21 protein-coding genes are annotated in these 19,813 nt (G+C 38.2%); 5 read left to right on the top strand and 16 right to left on the bottom strand.

Annotated elements, in window-relative coordinates; all coding sequences use genetic code 11:
* The first annotated feature begins 188 nt into the window (after window positions 1-188).
* Entirely contained in the window at window positions 189-707 is a 519-nt protein-coding gene (locus QF044_RS12975; protein WP_307267924.1) for a thioredoxin family protein, read from the top strand.
* 94 nt (window positions 708-801) lie between these two features.
* Here the strand turns inward: QF044_RS12975 and QF044_RS12970 are convergent, their stop codons facing one another.
* The 10 genes from QF044_RS12970 to QF044_RS12925 all read right to left on the bottom strand — a co-directional run bounded on the left by QF044_RS12970 (window position 802) and on the right by QF044_RS12925 (window position 8,567).
* Window positions 802-2,274 (bottom strand): thiol-activated cytolysin family protein, encoded by a 1,473-nt coding sequence (locus QF044_RS12970; RefSeq protein ID WP_307267922.1) that lies wholly within the window; start codon window positions 2,272-2,274, stop codon window positions 802-804.
* A gap of 1 nt (window position 2,275) precedes the next feature.
* On the bottom strand, window positions 2,276-3,346 hold the full coding sequence (locus QF044_RS12965; protein ID WP_307267919.1) for a thiol-activated cytolysin family protein: 1,071 nt from the start codon (window positions 3,344-3,346) through the stop codon (window positions 2,276-2,278).
* 271 nt (window positions 3,347-3,617) lie between these two features.
* The gene (locus tag QF044_RS12960; protein WP_307267916.1) at window positions 3,618-4,217 is read right to left on the bottom strand and encodes a hypothetical protein; all 600 of its coding nucleotides are present in this window, start codon (window positions 4,215-4,217) and stop codon (window positions 3,618-3,620) included.
* A 3-nt stretch (window positions 4,218-4,220) separates the two neighbouring features.
* Window positions 4,221-5,771 carry a thiol-activated cytolysin family protein gene (locus tag QF044_RS12955; protein ID WP_307267913.1) on the bottom strand — a complete coding sequence of 517 codons (1,551 nt, stop codon included), beginning with the start codon at window positions 5,769-5,771 and terminating at the stop codon, window positions 4,221-4,223.
* A gap of 303 nt (window positions 5,772-6,074) precedes the next feature.
* Entirely contained in the window at window positions 6,075-6,470 is a 396-nt protein-coding gene (locus tag QF044_RS12950; protein ID WP_307267910.1) for a hypothetical protein, read from the bottom strand.
* A gap of 47 nt (window positions 6,471-6,517) precedes the next feature.
* The gene (locus QF044_RS12945; protein WP_307267907.1) at window positions 6,518-6,649 is read right to left on the bottom strand and encodes a hypothetical protein; all 132 of its coding nucleotides are present in this window, start codon (window positions 6,647-6,649) and stop codon (window positions 6,518-6,520) included.
* 79 nt (window positions 6,650-6,728) lie between these two features.
* Window positions 6,729-7,085 (bottom strand): hypothetical protein, encoded by a 357-nt coding sequence (locus QF044_RS12940; protein ID WP_307267904.1) that lies wholly within the window; start codon window positions 7,083-7,085, stop codon window positions 6,729-6,731.
* Between the two features lie 4 nt (window positions 7,086-7,089).
* Entirely contained in the window at window positions 7,090-7,251 is a 162-nt protein-coding gene (locus tag QF044_RS12935; protein ID WP_307267901.1) for a hypothetical protein, read from the bottom strand.
* Window positions 7,252-7,702: 451 nt separating this feature from the next.
* Entirely contained in the window at window positions 7,703-8,164 is a 462-nt protein-coding gene (locus QF044_RS12930; RefSeq protein ID WP_307267899.1) for a helix-turn-helix domain-containing protein, read from the bottom strand.
* A 19-nt stretch (window positions 8,165-8,183) separates the two neighbouring features.
* Entirely contained in the window at window positions 8,184-8,567 is a 384-nt protein-coding gene (locus QF044_RS12925) for an AraC family ligand binding domain-containing protein (RefSeq protein WP_307267896.1), read from the bottom strand.
* Between the two features lie 193 nt (window positions 8,568-8,760).
* Here QF044_RS12925 and QF044_RS12920 point away from each other — a divergent pair, with 193 nt between their 5' ends.
* Both QF044_RS12920 and QF044_RS12915 read left to right on the top strand, forming a co-directional pair.
* Window positions 8,761-9,774: a nucleoid-associated protein gene (locus QF044_RS12920; protein ID WP_307267895.1), complete on the top strand. Its 1,014-nt coding sequence runs from the start codon at window positions 8,761-8,763 to the stop codon at window positions 9,772-9,774.
* Window positions 9,775-10,017: 243 nt separating this feature from the next.
* Window positions 10,018-10,977 (top strand): hypothetical protein, encoded by a 960-nt coding sequence (locus QF044_RS12915; RefSeq protein ID WP_307267892.1) that lies wholly within the window; start codon window positions 10,018-10,020, stop codon window positions 10,975-10,977.
* A gap of 44 nt (window positions 10,978-11,021) precedes the next feature.
* Here the strand turns inward: QF044_RS12915 and QF044_RS12910 are convergent, their stop codons facing one another.
* Genes QF044_RS12910 through QF044_RS12885 form a run of 6 tightly spaced genes read right to left on the bottom strand, consistent with a single transcriptional unit; the run spans window position 11,022 to window position 17,220 of the window.
* A complete protein-coding gene (locus QF044_RS12910) occupies window positions 11,022-11,771 on the bottom strand; it encodes a succinate dehydrogenase/fumarate reductase iron-sulfur subunit (protein ID WP_307267890.1) in 750 nt (249 codons plus the stop codon).
* A gap of 12 nt (window positions 11,772-11,783) precedes the next feature.
* Window positions 11,784-13,700 carry a fumarate reductase/succinate dehydrogenase flavoprotein subunit gene (locus tag QF044_RS12905; RefSeq protein WP_307267888.1) on the bottom strand — a complete coding sequence of 639 codons (1,917 nt, stop codon included), beginning with the start codon at window positions 13,698-13,700 and terminating at the stop codon, window positions 11,784-11,786.
* A gap of 11 nt (window positions 13,701-13,711) precedes the next feature.
* On the bottom strand, window positions 13,712-14,368 hold the full coding sequence (locus QF044_RS12900; RefSeq protein WP_307267884.1) for a succinate dehydrogenase cytochrome b subunit: 657 nt from the start codon (window positions 14,366-14,368) through the stop codon (window positions 13,712-13,714).
* 16 nt (window positions 14,369-14,384) lie between these two features.
* The gene (locus QF044_RS12895) at window positions 14,385-15,815 is read right to left on the bottom strand and encodes an anion permease (protein ID WP_307267883.1); all 1,431 of its coding nucleotides are present in this window, start codon (window positions 15,813-15,815) and stop codon (window positions 14,385-14,387) included.
* A 21-nt stretch (window positions 15,816-15,836) separates the two neighbouring features.
* Complete coding sequence (locus QF044_RS12890; RefSeq protein WP_307267880.1) at window positions 15,837-17,000, bottom strand: porin; 1,164 nt, start codon at window positions 16,998-17,000, stop codon at window positions 15,837-15,839.
* 25 nt (window positions 17,001-17,025) lie between these two features.
* Window positions 17,026-17,220: a hypothetical protein gene (locus QF044_RS12885; protein ID WP_307267878.1), complete on the bottom strand. Its 195-nt coding sequence runs from the start codon at window positions 17,218-17,220 to the stop codon at window positions 17,026-17,028.
* Between the two features lie 378 nt (window positions 17,221-17,598).
* Here QF044_RS12885 and QF044_RS12880 point away from each other — a divergent pair, with 378 nt between their 5' ends.
* Window positions 17,599-18,879 (top strand): GAF domain-containing protein, encoded by a 1,281-nt coding sequence (locus QF044_RS12880; protein ID WP_307267876.1) that lies wholly within the window; start codon window positions 17,599-17,601, stop codon window positions 18,877-18,879.
* The gene (locus QF044_RS12875) at window positions 18,851-19,789 is read left to right on the top strand and encodes an ATP-binding protein (RefSeq protein WP_307267873.1); all 939 of its coding nucleotides are present in this window, start codon (window positions 18,851-18,853) and stop codon (window positions 19,787-19,789) included. Before QF044_RS12880 ends, QF044_RS12875 begins: the two co-directional genes overlap by 29 nt.
* The last annotated feature ends 24 nt before the right edge of the window (window positions 19,790-19,813 follow it).

Genomic DNA, 19,813 nt, shown 5'->3' with positions numbered 1-19,813 from the left:
GGAGTGACCAGTGACAACATTCTTGCGATGATAAGCCCCTGAACGGCCACAAGTATAACAATATGCCATTGTGTTTATTTTAATTCAACATATGATGATTTATTTCAAATATACATTTTTCTAAATAAATGAAATATGAGTATCCACTTTTATGTAAATTAGTATCAGTAAACCAAACCAAAATTTAAATGAAATTTTTTAAAGTGATCATCGTTGCTTCTTTATTCCTGTTTCAACTGAATGCTGCGCAGGAAAAAGCAGATATAGAATTAAATAAAGCTCTGACAGAAGCTAAAGTCCAAAATAAAAATGTTTTGCTGGTATTTCATGCCTCATGGTGTGGCTGGTGTAAGCTAATGGAAAAAAATATGAACCTTCCTGAAACCAAACCAATTTTCGATAAGAAATTTGTGACGACTTATATCGACGTTCAGGAGAGAGGGGACAAGAAAAAGCTTGAAAATCCCGGCGGACAGGAATTGATGAATAAATATAAAGGAGAAAATGCAGGACTCCCTTTCTGGATTATCTTAAACCCAAAAGGAGAGGTGCTTGCTGATTCCTTCGACAGCAAGGGAGAAAATCTAGGATCACCCGCAACTCCTGATGAAGTTTCTACATTTATGGCCAAGCTAGAAAAAAGTTCAAAGATGAATCAACAGGAACTTCTGATTATTCAAAAAGTCTTTGTGAAAAAAGATAAATAAAACAAAACTCCCGGACAAAATGTGGGGAGTTCTTTTTCAGATTAATCATATAAGGATATTCTATTATCCGGTTACACATCTATACAATGTATTTTTAATCTATAACAAGATAGTTGTACTTGTCACTCGGTGCTATACTGTATTCCACATCTTCTGTGTAAATAGGCACCACTTCACAGCCGAATCTGCCCCTTGGTACACAAGGCCCGTTCTCACGGGACAGCACTTGATTTGGAATACTCATATTAATATTCATCCCTGCATTTTGAAGGATGATTGGCTCATTGGTGGTAGTAAAAGTCCATGGCCCATTCATACCACTATTTTTTCTTCCTACTTTTGATATTTTATTGATCACAAAACGGATGCTGGGATGGGCAATCGTATTGGTCTGGCTCTTACTGGAATAAAAATATAGCTTTAGGTCTACATTTCTATTACGGCCACTTGTGATATTTTCCTTTACAAGTTTTACATAAACCGGCGGATTTTTGATGTCAAACTTAAATGTAGTTTTTACCGGAGAATTATCCTTTAAATAAGAATAGGTACAGAAAATCGGAACACCAGGCTGGCTTTTCGAGAAAGTTCCTTTTGAAATATGATTCACAAATGCTTCATATCCCTTAAAAGACTGAGCTGCTGTAACGCCGCTTCCACCAATCATATAAAGATTGAAATCTGCACCGTTCAGGAAATTTTTTTCATCTTCCGTCAGGTAGCTTTCCCCTTTAACAAATAATTTACTGAATGATTCATTAATTGTCTTTCTCGCTGTTTCAGTAAGCTCATTGGTTTCGATAGTCAAAACACCCATTCTTCCATAAGAAATGGAGTTTACATACACCGGCTCCACACCACCACTGTCAAAATTATTGTCATTAACTAGCGATCCTGAGGGAATATCCATATCCAGAGTGAAAGACGTCTGATAAAATTTTACATAAAAACCGGTTCTTTTGGCAATCATTCCTTCCTCAATATTCGTAGAAGAAGAATTTTTCCCAAATAATGATCTGGTATTTACATTCGATCCGAAGGCGACTTTAAGCTCATCATAAGAAGTAAACTGCTCAACACTGTAGCTCAGCGTTCCATTCTGCGTAAAATCAGCAGACTGAATATAATCCTGTACCAGCTGTCTTGTTTTGGATAAAGAAGGCTGATCTATGGTGAATGCTGTCTTTTTATTCAAAGCTGGAATAGACATCGAAACGGTAACAGGCTTTACCGAAGCCGTAATGGGCTTAAAATTCATATCCTGTATGGAATTCCCTTTCAGCAGAGATCCCGGGAAAATATACATTTGAAGATGTGGCAGTACGATAGATTCTGAAGATTCAAACTCTTTGGTTTCAGTAAATTCTTCCGCATTACCACCCTTAGCCAGCATATTTCTGTTTTTCCCGGATAATGCTGATGGATACGTTCCGAATGAAGTCACATTCACTACTTGCTGAGGTGCCCGGGCCATTTCCTGAGCTTCCGCAGATCTTTCAAGCTCATTTGTACAACTTTCTAAGGCAGCCATAGAAATGACCGCCATTAGATATATTAATTTCTTCATATTATTTTTCTACCGTGAAAGTGGTATAGTATACAGAATTATCCCCAGCATGAGCTGCTGTAAAGTTAATTGGAACTCCAGGAGCGTTAGCTGTAAACTGTCCTCCGTTTACAATAAAGTTGATAAAGCCCGTGTAGCCCTGTACCACTTGTACTGCATCAGACCCTATACCGCCGAGAATATATACTTTCAGATCAGATTCTTCAAGAATTTTTTTACTCTGAACATCAATGCTGATAGATCCGTTCACCATTTTAGCATTTAATGCTGCCTTTAAAGCAAAAGCCGTTTCGTTATAAGAATAATCAGATTCCAGAGATATAATTCCAAGTCTTCCGTAGGTGATAGAGTTGATGTAAACCGGGTTTTTAGAAGCTGCCAGATCCAGGTCAGATTCATTTTTAAAAATATTCCCATTATCCGGAATATCCATATCAATGGTGAAATTCTTCTGAGTAAACTTAGCAAAGATTCCCGTATTTTTTTTCACTTTATTGTTGCTTCCGCTGATATCAATACTGAAAATGCTTCCGATATTTACATTAGCCCCGAATGCAATTTTAAGCTCACTGTAATAAGAAAACTGCTTGATATTATAATCAAAAGCAAGCGACTGCTGACCACTGAAGTTGGCACTCTGCATAGCTTTGAATATGGAAGATCTCATGCTGGAAAGCGTAGGCTTTTCAATCGTGTCCACAATAAAATCAGACGGGAATGAATAAGAAACCGTAATTGGCTTTACAGGATAAGAGATCGGCGTATACGAAAGATTGTCCAGGGTCGTAGAATTGTAAACCCCGCCGATGAACGTTTTATTAGGTGATGTTACAACCATCTGGTCACTGTTTAAAGTGACTGTTGTTGTTTTGGAAGCAACTTTATTTCCTCCTACAGAAACCTCGTCATAATTTAAATACTTGGAAGGTAAACTTACAACAGGATTAATTCCTCTGGAAGTCTTTGCTCCTTCTATGACAGTTTGAGCTTCTTCATTAATATCCTGACGACATGAAATTGAAGAAATACCAGTTAAAACCAGTAATGTAATGGGTAAAATGATTCTTTTCATAAATTTAATTTGAGGTCCCAAAAGTATTGTTTTTACACGTATTAGTGAAATATATATTGATTAAATCTTTGTTAACCATTATTAATAAAAGATTAATTACATGTAACTGGTTGGTTTTAATTTATGTAGTTCTCTTTATAGTGATAAAAATCATGTAAATTTGAGCTAAAAAAATAAAAACTCCCCCAACAATTCGTTAGGGGAGGCTGTTTTCAGATCAAATAAATGCATGAAAGGATATTTCTGAGATCTGATTACACATCGTTAAAATTTATAAAGAAGGAAAATAATAATCTATATTGCACCAAAGAACATCATCTCCTGCCTCTGTCATTTCAGACGGATTGCTGAAAATACTGTTCCCGAAAACATCCTGGTAACCGGTAATCCCAAAACTTACTTTTTGAGAAAAAATCAGACCACTTATATTTTCTCTCGGCATCTTTTTCATAGATATCAAAGATCTTTTAAGCGTAAATAAAGCTTCATTTTTATTAAAAATTCCGATAAAACTCTGTCCGTTGTTTTCATTAATGAATACCGAATCTTTCTCAATTTTCACATTATATGTAATATCTGCTGACGTTCCAGAGATAAGATGAAGGGAGCTCTTCTTCAGATCCAGGCTTATTTTTTTCCAGGCCGGCTCTTGATAAGTACTCCAGTAGGAGTTCAGGTAAGATTCCGAGACCTCATTTTTTTGCCCGGAAGGACCTTTATACGCAGAAATATTGCGGACATTATAATTTTTATACCCAAAACTGTATACTTCCTTTTCTGCAGGCTTAGGATTTTCAATAACATGATCATCGTTACCGCTGCATGAAACTGCAAGCAGGGAAGTAAGAATGATGTAGAAAGATTTTTTCATAACTTAATTGATTACGATATAACTGTTGCTAGGATCAGGCAGAATAGTATAGGTGTATTTTGCACTCTGACTCATATTTCGGCCGTTCATGAAATTTCTGAGTTCGTTATCCAGAACAATGTTCAACGGGTTTGCACAGTAAGTGGCATTATTGGGATTTGCCATGTCAAAAATGCATGATGTAGAGTAAAACCCTGAAACATTGGTGAAAGTATCACCCCCGGCATTTTGGAGTGTAATTTCCCTTGGATAGGTATATTGATCGATGAAAGGACTCTTAATGCCCAGAATATCATCTCCTGTTGCCGTTCTGTCTGCTTTAATCTTAAACTTCACATACGGTGGTGCAATCATTTTGGTTCTGGAACGGCTGTCATAATAATGAAGTGTCAGTTTTCCCATCTTACCAAACTGCGTAGGTCCAAATGTAGTTCTGAAATTTTCTATATTTTCTATTTTCAGCTCTACGTAAACAGGCTTCTTTTTAATATCGAATTTGAAGGTCGTCTTCACTGGAGAATTATCATTCAGGTAAGAATAGGAACAGAAAATAGGAACTCCTGGCTGGCTTTTCGAGAAATTTCCTTTAGCAATATGATTTACAAAAGCGGCATATCCCTGAAAAGACTGTACTGCTGTAACGCCGCTTCCGCCAATCAGGTATAAATTAAAATCAGCACCATTCAGGAAGTTTTTTTCCTCCTGGGTCAGAGAACTTTCTCCATTTACAAATAGCTTGCTGAAGGTCTCATTGATCGTCTTTTTTGCTGTATCTGCCTGCTCATTTGTTTCAATAGACAGAACGCCCATTCTTCCGTAAGAAATAGAACTTACATAAACAGGTTCCACACCGCCGCTGTCAAAATTATTGTCATTAACAAGCGATCCTGCCGGAATATCCATATCCAGCGTGAAAGAAGTCTGGTAAAATTTCACATAAAATCCGCTTCTTTTTGAAATCATTCCCTCTTCGATATTTGTAGAAGAAGAATTTTTTCCGAATAATGATCTGGTATTTACATTCGATCCGAAGGCTACCTTCAGCTCATCATAAGAAGTAAACTGTTCAACACTGTAACTTAAAGTACCGTTCTGAGTAAAATCTGCAGACTGGATATAATCCTGTACCAGCTGTCTGGTCTTAGACAATGAAGGTTGGTCTATCGTAAATGCTGTTTTTTTGTTCAAAGCCGGAATAGACATAGAAACGGTAACAGGCTTTACTGAGGCCGAAATAGGTTTAAAGTCCATATTCTGGATAGAATTCCCTTTCAGAAGGGATCCCGGGAAAATATACATTTGAAGATGTGGCAGTACGATAGATTCTGAAGACTGAAATTCACGGGTTTCCGTAAAATCATCAGGATCTGTTGCTCCCTTCGATAAAGTTTTAAACTTTGAAAGTGATGAAGGATAACTTCCGTATGAAGTAATATTAATAACCTGTTCGGGCGTACGTGCCATCTGATTATCATCCAATTTTGCCGCTTCATTAGTACAGCTCCCCAAGACTGCTAAAGAAAAAGCAGCCATTACATATATAAATTTTCTCATAGTCTGTTTTTACTCCGGATACTTTCTTCTGAAATAGAAAAGAACAAAATCCGGTGCGGTTGAAATTACAGTATACCGATAATTCTTTGTATAGTGAAATTTATGGATGCAAAGATAATATTTTGCACCATACGGTGAAATATAATTGATAAAATTTGTTGAAAGTGTAATAAACAGGCTGTTTTTGATAATAAACCATTGATATTAAGTTAAATATCTAATAGTAAAAAAAGTGTAATTTTTGGAAAATAAAAAGCTCCCCAGACAATATGCCTGAAGAGCCTTACAAATTAAATTATTTTCTTACTTGCCAAAAAAGATTTCGTCCTGCTTCTGCTGCTCATTATAAATAAGCTGGAAATTATCGGGCATGTTCTGATAAAGAAGCTGCCACTGCTGGATCTTGGAATGTTTTTTAAAACTTTCCAATGATCTTACAAACAGGTTTTCAATGACGGTTCTTACATAAGAATCCCCGTTTCTGTAGATCCAGTCCATTAGCTTGATATGATGAGCTACGATGTAGATCTTCGATTCCTGTAGCATATCTTTTAAATAGTTGATGGTCGCCTGGATCACGCCTGCAAAGTTTTCCTGTACAGATAATTGAGTGATTTCATTTCGGAGTGGTGGATAGAAAAATTTTAAGTATTCAACGGCTATTTTTTTATTAATAGCTTGCATTTGTACTTTCATCATAACTAATATTTTTCAGTATTTATCTTTCAGCGAAATGTGTACCAAAATTATAGCATGGCAGCAAAAATGAATACCCCTATAATCACAGCGATGTGAGTAAGCAATAACTCTGTATTGTGCCTGTTGGTGGTGGTTTTCCACGTTTCCCAGTCAGATATCCTTCTGATCTTTGTTTTCATAATGTGTTGAATTTGAATAGGTTTTGTTTTTTAGTATTATTTCATTTTGTAATGAAACACCCTAAAAATGTAACGAAATTTATAGGCCATGATTGTAGATTTGTCTCGAATAGGTTTGCTGCAATCCCTTTGAAATGTGACTAAAGATCACTTTTCTATATTCTTCCGGACAAAAAGCGGTACAATTGTCCAGAGAAAAGATAAAAACCCCCTCTACTGCATTTTTTAAAGCAGTATCACCATCAGTATAAATTTTATCCATTTTATGAAGGCTTTTAAATAAAACATTTCTGTCGTTCTGCCGGATCATATTTTTGATACATTCCGTGAAATTTCGGGTCACAGTGTAAGAATTCTGAGGTGTGGTTTTTACGAGTTCATTTTCAAAGTCGGGAATGATCTCGGCAATTTCCTGTACGGCTTCTGAATAGTTCATAATTTTAATGATTTTGTTCTAAAATTTTGATAATGGCTCCAAAGATAAAAACGGCCAGGAAAGCCATGAACAGCAGATGGTAAGGTTTCAGCCACTTAGGAGTTTTTGGTCCTCTGCTTTTTAATCTTCGCAACTTGTCAAGTCGGTTTAATGTATTTAGATCCATTGGGTATGTTTTGAATACCATGAAGCGAACGGCATTCCCTTGAGAATAGGGTTTTGTTAATTATCTGTAAATCAAAATATTATTTAATTTCATCAAAGTTTACAATCTTAAAAATCCTGTCAAAATGATAAGGTTGCTATCAAAATGAGGCAGGTTTAATGAACATATGAAATAAAAATAATAGACGGAAGACAGAGTAGTCCTGAAAAAATAAAAGCTGTCTAAAATAGTAAAGACAGCATTTGTTTGTGTTTGTACCTTCCTGCAAGCTTACGATTAACGCATGCAACCAGTTTTGTATGAAGTTTTATAATATCCGGATCCTATAAGGTATCAATTTGTGTTTTAAATCTGAAATAATTTTTTTGGATACTATAAATACAAAGATCTAATATTTGGTTGAGCCCAAAAAGGTTGAAAGCAGACAAAAAATGGTAAAAAACGGACATTGCTATTCTTTGTACGCTGTAGGTGTTTGTCCTGTATGCTTTTTAAAATACTTGATCAGATTGGTAGGTTCGTTAAAATTAAGAGTATAAGCAATCTCTTTTATACTTAACTTTTCAAATAACAGCAGCCGTTTTATTTCAATTATTACCCTTGTATCAATGAGTTCTTTGGCAGATTTCTGAATGGCAGACCGTGTGATCCTGTTGAGTGTTTTTGGGGTAATTGCCAGCAGAGAAGCATAGAAATCTACACCGCGTTCAAGGAGGAAATGCTGTTCAAGCAATTGTTTAAAGTGATAATATTGGGACAGATAACGATGGTTCAAAATATGATTGCTATCCATCTGTTTTTGCCGCTCGGAATAAATGAGAAATAAACTTGTCAGTTTTTGAAGGCTTTCTTCCTTTGAAAAGGTGTAAGATGATGAAATTTCTGTTTGCAATAAAAGCAGAAGCTGCAGCATTTGAGAAAATATTTCCGGATCAGGTTTTAAAGGCGTTGGATAGAGTGGTATCAAATATGGCTGACTGATTGAGAAAACTAAGCTCGTTGGCCTGCTTACGGAAAAAATATTCAGTAAATATCAGCATATATCCTTTATATTGAGGATTGCGTTCATATTGTTGGATCTGGCCCGGCGCAATAAATAAGATTGTTCCTCTTTCAAGCTGATATTCTTTAAAATCCACAAAATGCTTTCCACTTCCTTCCGTAATAATCATTACAATGAAGAAGTGAATTCGTTCTGTTTTGCCAAAATAAGTGAATGTTGAAAGCTTTTTTAGCAAGGTATCCAACTCCAGTAATTCGCACCCATAAGGTGCTTTCTGCTGATCAAATCTTATATTTTTAATGTTTTTTTTCAAATAATTGTCTTTGTAAAAATAGATGGCTGTTAAATATAACCTGATTAAAAAAATTAAATACAATATAAAAAATAATGACTCAATATTTTCAGTCAAAGATACTATGTTCATTCGTGTATACTTTTAGAGTATTTTTTATTTGTATGATGGAAAGAATAGAATGAATATCTTTGCACTCCAAATTATTCAGGACATGTTTTCAAAAATTATAGTACACCGAGTAGGAAATAAAATCAACGGAGAATCTTTAACGCTGTCTCAGGAAGAGCTAAAGCTGGAAGAAGGAATGGCAGAGCTGCTGGAAGATTATTTTTTAGGCTCTTTTAAATCAGAAGAAACCTTCAATTTTTACAGCGACACGTATCTGGTCAATAATCCGGTCTACAGTTCCGTATCCGAGATCTTTGAAGACAGAGCCAAGTTCCTTTGGGAATCTGAAAATATTGCCAAGCACCTTTTTGAAGCCGCTGAAAACCCAAGAGTTCAGGGGGGAGAACTGTTTATTGTCCTTTTTGAAGAGGAAAGCGATCGTCCGGATAAAGTTGATAAAATCGGGATCTTTAAAACGGAAAAAAGAGAATCTTTCCTTAAAATTTCCCCTAATGAAGAAACTTTTGATATTGAGAAAGACCAGGGAATCGGTTTGTCTAAAATTGACAAAGCTGCGTTGATCTACAATAATAACAAAGAAACAGGCTATGTACTTTCCGTGGTTGATAACAATAAAAACGGAGATATGTACTACTGGTTCGAGGATTTCCTGAAAGTAAAGCAGCGTGACGATGAATATTTCCACACTCAGGAAGCATTAATGGTTTACAAAGACTATATCACCAAACAGCTTCCGCAGGAATTTGAAGTTTCCAAGGCAGACCAGGCCGATTTCTTAAATAAATCCATCAATTTCTTCAAGGAAAAAGAAGAATTTAAGCTTGATGAATTTGCTACCGAAGTTTTGGGTGACCAGCATGTGATCGAAAGTTTTGTAAATTTCAAAACCGATTACGAACAGGATATGCAGGTAAACATTGCTGAAGAATTCCCGATCAGTGAAGCCGCAGTAAAGAAGACCCAGCGTCATTTTAAAAGTATCATTAAACTTGATAAAAACTTCCACATCTACATTCATGGCGACAGACAGAAGTTGGAAATGGGAGAGGATGATAAAGGAAAATACTACAGACTTTACTTTGAAAAAGAAGTATAATAGTAAGATAATACGGTTGGAAGATGGAAGAAGGAGGGCAGAAGTGATTACTGGTTAGATTAAAATTTGATGAATTGATTTCTGAGAGAACAGTAAGTGCTAGCTTGAGTTGTTTTAGACCTCAATAACTTCCCTCTTCCAGTCTCAAGCTTCGTAACTTATAAAACACGAGAATTATCCCGTCCCTCTAATCAGATTAAAGAATAATATCATAACTTTATCACGCATCGCAAAATAACAGTTATGAAATTTATGATCATTTTCTGGACGCTTTATATGCTCTTTTTCTGCATACCGTTTCCGATCTTTATTTATATGACGACTTCGGAAATAACAACTGAACCGAGAAATACACCAGCCTTGAGCTATGTATATCTCGGTTTTTCTGTTCTTGTTTGGCTTTATGTACTGGCATTTTTCATCAGCAATCTTTTCCTGAAAACGTTTAAAGAGAAAAATACCATCAGCCATATTCTCAAAAACGGAATTCCCAGGGATGCGGAAATTATTGATTATAAACTGGTACGGTACAATCGTAAGAAAAATATCAATTTGATCCATATCGTGTTGTCCTTTCAGAATCTCAAAAATATTCTGATCCGGCATGAAATGATGTTTTATGACACGAAACCCCAGGAAAAAAGATTTGAAACCGGGAAGACCGTTAAAGTTCTCCTCAATCCTCATACCTCAGACGAACCCTATTTTGTTCTGAGTGGTATACAGACGAAATTTAAGATGACCAATATGATCATCAGAATTGTATTTGTCACCTTTATGATTTTTTATGTTCTCGGCCTTTACACCTACTTTTATTTCAGAGAATCGTTTGATTTCGGATGGAGATTTCTCACTTTTATGCATCCCATTATTTTCAGTGGAGTGATGTTCCTGCTGACGATATTAGCCTACAAATTGATTGTTGGAAAATTTGTGAAAAATAAAAAAGAAGAACGAATCCTTTTTGCCGGCAGAAATGCTCAGGCGCAGATCATCAGCGTTAACCAGACAGGACTTACCGTGAATGACCAGCCGCAGCTTATATTCCAGGTAAGCTTTAAGGATTTTAAAGGAATAGAGCATATCACAGTCTACAAAAAGATGGTAAGGCTTCTGGATCTTTCCACAGTTCCAAAAGCAGGAACTATCGAAATTATTTATGATGAAAATAATCCCGACCAAATAACAATACCGGGAGTTTAAATATCAGAGAAGGTTAATTAACCTTCTCTGTTTTTTGTACTAAACTATTTTTTTCTAAAGAATAAGGCCCGGCCATATTCGTAATTCATTCTCGCAATATTGAGAACAGAAATTCCCTGTGGACATTCCACTTCACAGGCTTCCGTATTGGAACAGTGCCCGAAAAGCTCATGATCCATTTGGGTAACCATATTCAGGACACGTTCATTTCTTTCCTTTTTACCTTGTGGAAGTAGAACCATATGAGTGATTTTTGCAGAAGTGAATAATGCAGCACTTCCGTTTTTACAGGTGGCCACACATGCTCCGCACCCTATGCAGGCTGCAGAATCAAAAGCTTCTTCAGCAATCTGATGGGTAACTGCAATGGCTGTAGCATCAGGAGCCTGGCCAGTATTTACAGAAACAAAACCGCCTGAAGAAATAATCCTGTCAAAAGCAGAACGGTCTACTTTAAGATCTTTCTTCACAGGAAATGCTTCTGCCCGGAAAGGTTCGATTAAAATCGTTTCACCGTTCTTAAAAGAACGTAAGTGAAGCTGACAGGTTGTTGTATTTTTTAAAGGTCCGTGGGCAATTCCGTTGATCATCATGCCGCATTGTCCGCAGATTCCCTCCCGGCAGTCATGATCGAATTCTACAGGCTCATCGCCTTCCGTAATGAGCTTTTCATTTAAAGTATCCAGCATTTCCAGGAAAGACATGTGGGGATTCAGCTCTTTCAGATCATAACTGACCAGCTTTCCTTCACTCTGTTTGTCTTTCTGTCTCCATATCTTAAGATGTAAATCCATAATTTTTGTTTTTTATTTGTAGCTTCTTACCGTTGGCTGTATCTCTTCAAATATCAGCGGTTCCCTGATCAGTTCGGGTTCCCTGTTTTCGCCTGCCCACGCCCATGCGGAGATAAACTGGTATTCAGTATCATTTCTTAAAGCTTCTCCATCCGGCGTTTGAAACTCTTCCCTGAAGTGGGCACCGCAGGATTCATTCCGGGTTAAAGCGTCATAGCACATCAGTTCCCCGATCTCGAAATAATCGGCAACACGACCTGCTTTTTCCAGTTCTGAGTTCATTTTGTCACCCTGTCCGGAAACTCTTACATCTCTGTAAAATTCCTGTTTCAATTTCCTGATTTCTCCGATGGCATATTTCAGCCCTTCTTCATTTCTCGCAAGACCGCAATAATCATATAAAAGTTTTCCTAAAGTTTTGTGGAAATAATCGACGGTTTTAGTTCCCCGGATATCCATAAAATCCTGGATCTGCTTCTTAACAGCATTTTCTGCGGTTTCAAATTCAGGAGCATCCGGTGAAATTTTTCCGGTATGAATTTCATCAGCCAGATAATTGGCAATGGTATAAGGTGCAATAAAATAGCCGTCTACAGAAGCCTGAAGCAGAGAATTGGCACCCAGTCTGTTGGCTCCATGATCCGCAAAATTAGCTTCTCCCAATGCAAAAAGTCCCGGAATAGTGGTCATCAGTTCATAGTCTACCCAAAGTCCACCCATTGAAAAGTGGGCGGATGGAGAGATCATCATCGGTTCATTATAAGCATTATATCCTGTGATTTTAAGATACATATCGAATAAATTTCCGTATTTCTCCTGAATTTTTTCCTTTCCCTGCTCTCTTATTGCTTTGGAAAAATCAAGATATACTGCATTTTTGAGTGGTCCGATTCCAAAACCCGCATCTATTCTTTCTTTGGCGGCACGGGATGAAATATCTCTCGGAGCGAGATTTCCAAAAGCAGGATACCTGCGTTCAAGATAATAATCTCTTTCGTTTTCCGGGATATCGTTTGGCAGTCTGGTTTCATCAGCTTTCAGAGGAACCCAGATCCTTCCGTCATTCCGCAGTGATTCCGACATCAGGGTTAATTTGGATTGGTAGTCTCCGGATTGAGGCAATGAAGTAGGGTGTACCTGAATCCAGCTCGGAGAAGCCATCAACGCTCCTTTTTTATGAGCTCTCCATATCGCAGAACCGTTACAGCCCATGGCTAAGGTGGATAGGTAATAAATCTTCCCGTAACCTCCGGTTGCCAGAACAACCGCATGGGCAGCATGTCTTTCAATTTCCCCGGTATCTAAATTTCTGACTATAATTCCCCTTGCTTTGCCGTCGATCATCACAAGATCAAGCATTTCGTGTCTCGAATACAGCTGTACAGTGCCCTTTCCCACCTGTCTCATCAATTCCTGGTAAGCACCAAGAAGCAGTTGTTGCCCGGTTTGTCCTCTTGCATAAAAAGTCCGGCTCACCTGAACCCCACCGAAGGATCGGTTGTTGAGATAGCCGCCATATTCACGTCCGAACGGAACACCCTGCGCCACAGCCTGATCGATCAGGTTTAAAGAGCATTCTGCCATACGGTAGACATTCGCTTCCCGGGCTCTGAAGTCTCCGCCTTTAAGTGTATCGACAAACATTCTGTAAACACTGTCCCCGTCATTTTTATAATTTTTAGCGGCATTCACACCGCCCTGTGCAGCTACAGAATGCGCTCGCCTGGGGCTGTCCTGGAAGCAGAATGATTTCACATTATATCCCATTTCACCCAGAGAAGCCGCAATAGAGCTACCTGCAAGCCCGGTTCCCACGACAATAACGTCCAGTTTTTTACGGTTGGCTGGATTAACGAGCTTGGCTTTCTTTTTATAATTGTCCCATTTCTGTTCTAACGGACCTTGTGGTATTTTTGAATTTAAGATCATAACTTTTCTGTTTAATTGGCAGTAAAGAATACGTAAACCGGCATCAGTGCAAAGCCTATACTGATAATGACTGAATAAACAATTCCGGCAGTCTTGAACCATTTTACAAACTTAGGATGGTAGAGTCCCAATGTTCTGGCCGCACTGTGAATTCCGTGGATCAGATGATAGCATAAAGCAACCATTGATAGTATGTAAATGATGACATACCACCATTCCTTGAAAACCGTTACGACAAGAATGTACAGATCCTTATTTCCGTTGTCATCCAGTGGAGGGTTTCCAAATTTGTAGATATACCAGAAATTCTGAAAGTGAATCACCAGAAAGATCAGAATCAGCGTTCCCAGGATTCCCATATTCCGGGAATACCATTTGCTGGCTCTTCCACGTCTTTCCGACTGATAACTACCTCCCGATTTTTTATTTTTTAGGGTAATGACCAGCCCGTCCAGAGCATGCAGGATAATACTTGCATACAGCACATAGGAAACTATTTTGATCAGAATATTTCCGGACAGAAAATGTGAATAGGCATTAAATTGCAGATGCGCCTGCTCCGGCGGAAGAAACAGCTGGAGATTCCCCAAGAAATGGATCAGCAGGAAGAAGCTCAGGAATAATCCCGTAAGGCACATCAGCATTTTTCTTGACAGTGTTGACAGCATATTTTTTATTTAATAATTAATAATATCCTAAAACTTTCATCCAAAGTCCACCGACTACCATATAGATGATCAATAATACAATTCCTATTTCAAGACCCCGCAGCCACCAGGCTTTCAGTTCTACATACCCGCTTCCGTAGAATACCGGAGCCGGACCGTGGCCGTAATGGGTAAGTACTCCATAAATAGAACCTAAAAAACCAAGCATCATTGCCAGCAACATCGGTGGAATTCCCAAAGAAACACCAACACCTAACAGGGCTGCATACATAGCTGCCACGTGAGCCGTTGCACTCGCAAAAATATAGTGGCTGAAAAAGTAGACTAAAACGATTACCGGAAAGGCAACCTGCCAGCTTAATCCACCAATTTTAACTTTGATCAGATCACTGAACCAGCTGATGAAGCCGAGCTCATTCAGAGAACTGGCCATCATCACCAGTACCGCAAACCATACGATGGTATCCCATGCGCCTTTTTCTCCTTTGATATCTTCCCAGGTGAGTACTGAAGTAAGAAGCAACATGGTAAGTCCAATGAAAGCAGTTGTGGTAGCGTCTATAGACAATGCGCCTCCAAATATCCACAGGGCTAAGAGAATAAAGAATGCCAATAGCATCAGCCATTCGTTTCTGGAAATAGGCCCCATTTCTTTTAATTTCTGAGCGGCCATTTTCGGGGCATCCCCTGTTTTTTTCAATTCAGGCGGATATAATTTGTATAGAACCAACGGTACCACAAAAAATGCGACCAGACCAGGAACGAAACCGGCTGCAGCCCATGACATCCAAGTGATATTGATTCCCAGATTGGCTGCAAATTTCTGACACATCGGATTACTCGCAGTTCCGGTCAGGAACATGGATGAAGCGATAAGGTTCATATAATAACTGTTCAGGGTAAGGAATGAACCCAATTTTCTGTGAGTTTCCGGTTTTTCAGGGACGGAGTCGAAACTGATAGCCATAGATTTCATAATCGGATAAATGATTCCGCCTCCCCTTGCGGTATTGCTTGGAATGGCAGGAGCCAGGCAGACATCAGCTAAGCCAAGCCCGTAAGCTAATCCCAGTGAGCTTTTACCGAAGATTCTGATAAATAAAAATGCGATCCGGTTTCCTAATCCGGTTTTGATAAATCCTCTGGCAATAAAGAAGGAGATCCCAATCAGCCAGATTACCTTATCTCCGAATCCGGAAAGTGCTTTGGTAATGGATTTTCCTGCATCTCCCGGAGCCACCACCTGGGTAAGAGCTGTAAATCCAATGGCCATCATACACATGGTACCCATGGGAGCTGCTTTAAGGATGATTCCAAGGATAGTTGCCGCAAAAATAGCAAACAGATGCCATGCGTTCTCGGCGACGCCTTCCGGAGCCGGGATAAACCAAATGATCAGCGCAACGGCAAACGTTATCGCGATATTTCTGATATTAATTTCTTTCATGATCTATAAATATTTAAGCGGTTAAAATCTACTCTGTACCTGAACAATAAACAGGTTGTTATTGTATTGTGATGTGTTTTCTACCTGATGTTTGTAGCGGTCAAACTGTACGCCCAGCTGTATTCTTGCCCCATAGTTTTTCAGGAATTCCAGCCCGAACATGGGTGTAATGGTCTGTCTTGGATTGCTGTTAAGCCTGAAATTGGTATCCAGATATTCATACCGGCATGACAGTTCAAAGGCACTGAGGTTTTTATGATTGATCTCATATCTTACATTCGGGAGAAAATAGACACCACGAATGAGATATTCATCAGGATTGGTGGGTCTCAGTTCCGGAACAACAGAATTATACAGAACATGATTGGTTGCCTGTTTTGCTTCCAGTTGCATATCCAGGCTCCATTTCGGATCGAATTTGATCAGTGAGCTCAAATCGATGCCTACCGCATATACTTTTTTGCTGAAAACTTCCCCGATACCTCCGTTCAGGCCGACATTGAAATTGTATTTTTTAGACAATCCAAAAAGAAGTCTTGTAGAATATTGCTTCCCGTTGTCGTTATCGTTGACCTGGTTTTTTCCATTTCCGTTTACCACTGAAATAGCATATTGAAAAGGAATTTGGCCCAACTGAAGCTGTCCTGTTGCAGAAAGTCCGATCTGGAAACTTGTCCAGCCCAGTTTTCCAAACTCTGTATACTGATTAGACCAGTCCAGAGATTTGATGATGTCAATCGGGTAGGTTTCTTCAATACCGAACCACGGTCTGAACTGTCCCACAGTAAAGGCCAATTTAGGGTTAAAGGTATATTTCAGATAAGCATTTTCAAGCACCCTGCTTTTAGGATCATTTTTAAAGTCTGCAAGATTGGCAAGTGCAACCACTTCTGTTCTTTTGCTGATCTGTGCCCGCACCTGAATCCTCATGTATTTGAGCATGAAATTATTGCTTGTCCCGGATCCATCTGCATGATGCAGTCCGTTCACATCTACATCTTTGGCCATGCCTACGAGGTAGCGTGCCTGAAAAAGACCTTTGATCTGAAGTACCGGGTATTTTACATTATCCTCCTGCTCCTGCTTATTCTGCTGCAATGAATCCTGGATCTGCGCACTGGCACAGAAACCTGCTAATAAGGCACAAAGAATCAGGCTTCTTTTTTTTGATTGAAAAAGGATCATAATATTTACGTTTAAAATGAATGAATTAAAGTCCCAAAAATTCAAAAGTTGCTGACTTCTTAAAATCTTTATTAGCCTTTCCGTTGTAAGTCTGGAAATTGCTCAGATCCAGTTTTACGCCTTTATCTTTTGGATTCAGGCTAAAAATTTTAAGGTTTACCCAGTTGCCGAATCCTGAAGGAATGATGAAATTGAGAATAATTAAAGGGAACTTTTTCATAGTTGTATTATTTAATTTTGAGTGAAAATTTTATTGGAAATAATGCAAAAAATTAAGTAATTTTCAAATGTATTCATTATTTGGTGATATAAATTTAATAAATTTTGCTTAATTAACATAATTATTTTAAGTGTTAATGTAAAATTCATGTAAAGAATCAGGATCGGGAAATTAAACTTGGCCTACCACATTTTTTTTAGTATATTAAGGATAGGAAGCTTTCGGAAGGATGGGAAATAAAAAGCATGTAATCTGATAATCAGTAGGGTTAAGTTCACCTGTTACCGGTATATGTCTGTTTATGGACTTCCGTAAGTTGATACCACAAAATAAGATGTCGTTAAAAAAAATGTTACCTTTGATATTTCAAAGAAACATATGAATTTTGTAGAGTGTCATGAAGAGCCCATCCATATTCCAGGGTATATACAAAGTTTTGGATATCTGATTGGCCTTGACGACGCAACTGAATCCATTACATTTTTCAGCAGGAATATTCCGGATATATTTAGCATCGAAAATGCGGAACAGCTTTTTGACAGAAAGATCGTGGATTTTCCTGATATTTTTGGACCTGTGATGGAATCCGATCTTTATATGTCACTGTCTGATTTTACAAAAAGGGAAAATGAAACCCATTTTGATAAAATATTCATTAGCGGGAAAGAGTATCATTTTTCTGTTTTCAGAAGTGGTAAACATATTTTCCTTGAATTTGAAGCCGTACTGAAAAATCCGAATAAAAGGATATCCAATAAATATGACAATTTCTATGTCATAGACAATGAGTATGAACTTTGGGAGCAGTTACTGAATACCTTATCCAAAATTGTAAACTATGACCGGTTAATGGTTTATAAATTTATGATGGACGGCTCGGGTAAGGTAATTGCAGAAAAAAGGAGTGATACTATGGAAAGCTATCTGGGGCTTCATTATCCGGAATCTGATATTCCCAGACAGGCACGCGAACTTTATCTGAAAAAGAGAAAGAGAATATTCAGCAACGTGAATGCAGAGACGGTACCTATTTTGAGCAAAACTGAGGAAAATATTGATCTTACTTTTACAGGTTCCCGCGGGATGTCGCCTATACATGGGCAGTATATCAAAAATTCCGGAGCTTCTTCCAGTTTCAGTGTTTCTATTATTATTGACGATCATCTCTGGGGTCTGGTTACGTGCCAGAATTCGGAGCCTAAACATATTGATCTTGAAGACAGAGTACAGGCAGGGATTTTTACAGTCCTGGCTTCTAATGCCTATTCATCATTTAAATCTAAGAACGCACTAAATTACCAGCTGGAGCTGAATGAGAAATCTTCCCAGTTGAAATCCGAGTTTTTAAAACATAATCATCTTTTTGATTCTCTTGCGGACAATAAAGGAAAAATCAGAAAACTGCCTGAAGCAGACGGTCTTGCTATTATAGGAGAGGAAAATACTGTGACTGTAGGGGTTGTTCCGGGGCATGAGACTATCGACGCAATTGCTCAGTGGGCACTGAATAATACAACAGAAAGTATGTTTGTAAGCCGAAGTTTTCTGAAAGATTACGGGCAGGAGCTGGGTCTGGATGAAAATGCCGCTGGAATTTATCATTTATTTTATAGAAAGAAGCAAGAAGGAAATGCTGATCTGGTTCCGGAAGGAATTTGATGAACATATTGACTGGGCCGGAAATCCTGAGAAGAAAATCGGTGTATTACTGCAGAATGGGGAAGAAAAACAGATCATTTCGCCAAGAACTTCTTTCCATATTTTTACGGAAAATATCAAAGGAAATTCAAAGAGATGGAATTCCAGAGATCTTGGAGCCGTACGTACTATTCGGGATGTGATCCTTGAAACGTCACACAAGCAGTACAATGCAATCAAGGCCTTGAATAATGAATTGAGACAAGTGAATGAAGAGCTTGACAGTTTTTCATACACCATTTCGCACGACCTGGGAACGCCTTTAACTGTAATGAAGCTGAATGCACAGATGCTGCTTGCTAACTTTGAAAAGACAGAAAAAAATAAGCTTAAACTGAACTCGATTGTTGAGGAAATCGACAGTATGGCGGAAATGATGCACGATGTACTGCAGCTAAGCCGCGCCAAGCATAGTGAAATAGAGCTGGAACGCCTGCAGACGCTGAATATGCTTCAAAAGATCTCAGAAAATGCAATTATTACTTTTTACAGCCCGAAAACTGAGATTGTTATCGGAAAATGCCCTGATGTACGAGCTGACAAGACAATGCTTCATCAGGTGTTTTTAAATGTCATCAATAATGCAGTGAAATATTCTTCACATCAAGACCTTCCAAAAGTGGAAATATGGGGAACGGAAAAGGAGGAAACGGTGGAGTACAGAATTTTGGATAACGGAATTGGAATTCCCGAAGAGGAAAAGCATAAGATGTTTAAGATCTTCAACAGGATGGATAATGCCAAAACGTTCAAAGGAAATGGGGTAGGGCTGTCTATTGTGCACCGTATTATGAAGAGGCTTGGTGGAAATGTGGATTATGAGAGCAATAAAGAGGGTACTTGTTTTATTTTAACGTTCAAAAAGCCGTAAATTTGAGAAACTTTAAAAACCTTA

The sequence above is a fragment of the Chryseobacterium sp. W4I1 genome, from assembly GCF_030816115.1.
GTDB lineage: Bacteria > Bacteroidota > Bacteroidia > Flavobacteriales > Weeksellaceae > Chryseobacterium.
This window is presented reverse-complemented; position numbering and strand designations above follow the sequence as displayed.

Coding starts and splice junctions, on each gene's coding strand:
- QF044_RS12910 (WP_307267890.1), bottom strand. CDS start 11,771: ATGGATTTACATCTTAAGATATGGAGACAGAAAGACAAACAGAGTGAA.
- QF044_RS12970 (WP_307267922.1), bottom strand. CDS start 2,274: ATGAAGAAATTAATATATCTAATGGCGGTCATTTCTATGGCTGCCTTA.
- QF044_RS12975 (WP_307267924.1), top strand. CDS start 189: ATGAAATTTTTTAAAGTGATCATCGTTGCTTCTTTATTCCTGTTTCAA.
- QF044_RS12875 (WP_307267873.1), top strand. CDS start 18,851: ATGCTGATCTGGTTCCGGAAGGAATTTGATGAACATATTGACTGGGCC.
- QF044_RS12960 (WP_307267916.1), bottom strand. CDS start 4,217: ATGAAAAAATCTTTCTACATCATTCTTACTTCCCTGCTTGCAGTTTCA.
- QF044_RS12930 (WP_307267899.1), bottom strand. CDS start 8,164: ATGCTGCAGCTTCTGCTTTTATTGCAAACAGAAATTTCATCATCTTAC.
- QF044_RS12940 (WP_307267904.1), bottom strand. CDS start 7,085: ATGAACTATTCAGAAGCCGTACAGGAAATTGCCGAGATCATTCCCGAC.
- QF044_RS12920 (WP_307267895.1), top strand. CDS start 8,761: ATGTTTTCAAAAATTATAGTACACCGAGTAGGAAATAAAATCAACGGA.
- QF044_RS12950 (WP_307267910.1), bottom strand. CDS start 6,470: ATGATGAAAGTACAAATGCAAGCTATTAATAAAAAAATAGCCGTTGAA.
- QF044_RS12945 (WP_307267907.1), bottom strand. CDS start 6,649: ATGAAAACAAAGATCAGAAGGATATCTGACTGGGAAACGTGGAAAACC.
- QF044_RS12895 (WP_307267883.1), bottom strand. CDS start 15,815: ATGAAAGAAATTAATATCAGAAATATCGCGATAACGTTTGCCGTTGCG.
- QF044_RS12965 (WP_307267919.1), bottom strand. CDS start 3,346: ATGAAAAGAATCATTTTACCCATTACATTACTGGTTTTAACTGGTATT.
- QF044_RS12955 (WP_307267913.1), bottom strand. CDS start 5,771: ATGAGAAAATTTATATATGTAATGGCTGCTTTTTCTTTAGCAGTCTTG.
- QF044_RS12880 (WP_307267876.1), top strand. CDS start 17,599: ATGAATTTTGTAGAGTGTCATGAAGAGCCCATCCATATTCCAGGGTAT.
- QF044_RS12900 (WP_307267884.1), bottom strand. CDS start 14,368: ATGCTGTCAACACTGTCAAGAAAAATGCTGATGTGCCTTACGGGATTA.
- QF044_RS12935 (WP_307267901.1), bottom strand. CDS start 7,251: ATGGATCTAAATACATTAAACCGACTTGACAAGTTGCGAAGATTAAAA.
- QF044_RS12885 (WP_307267878.1), bottom strand. CDS start 17,220: ATGAAAAAGTTCCCTTTAATTATTCTCAATTTCATCATTCCTTCAGGA.
- QF044_RS12905 (WP_307267888.1), bottom strand. CDS start 13,700: ATGATCTTAAATTCAAAAATACCACAAGGTCCGTTAGAACAGAAATGG.
- QF044_RS12915 (WP_307267892.1), top strand. CDS start 10,018: ATGAAATTTATGATCATTTTCTGGACGCTTTATATGCTCTTTTTCTGC.
- QF044_RS12890 (WP_307267880.1), bottom strand. CDS start 17,000: ATGATCCTTTTTCAATCAAAAAAAAGAAGCCTGATTCTTTGTGCCTTA.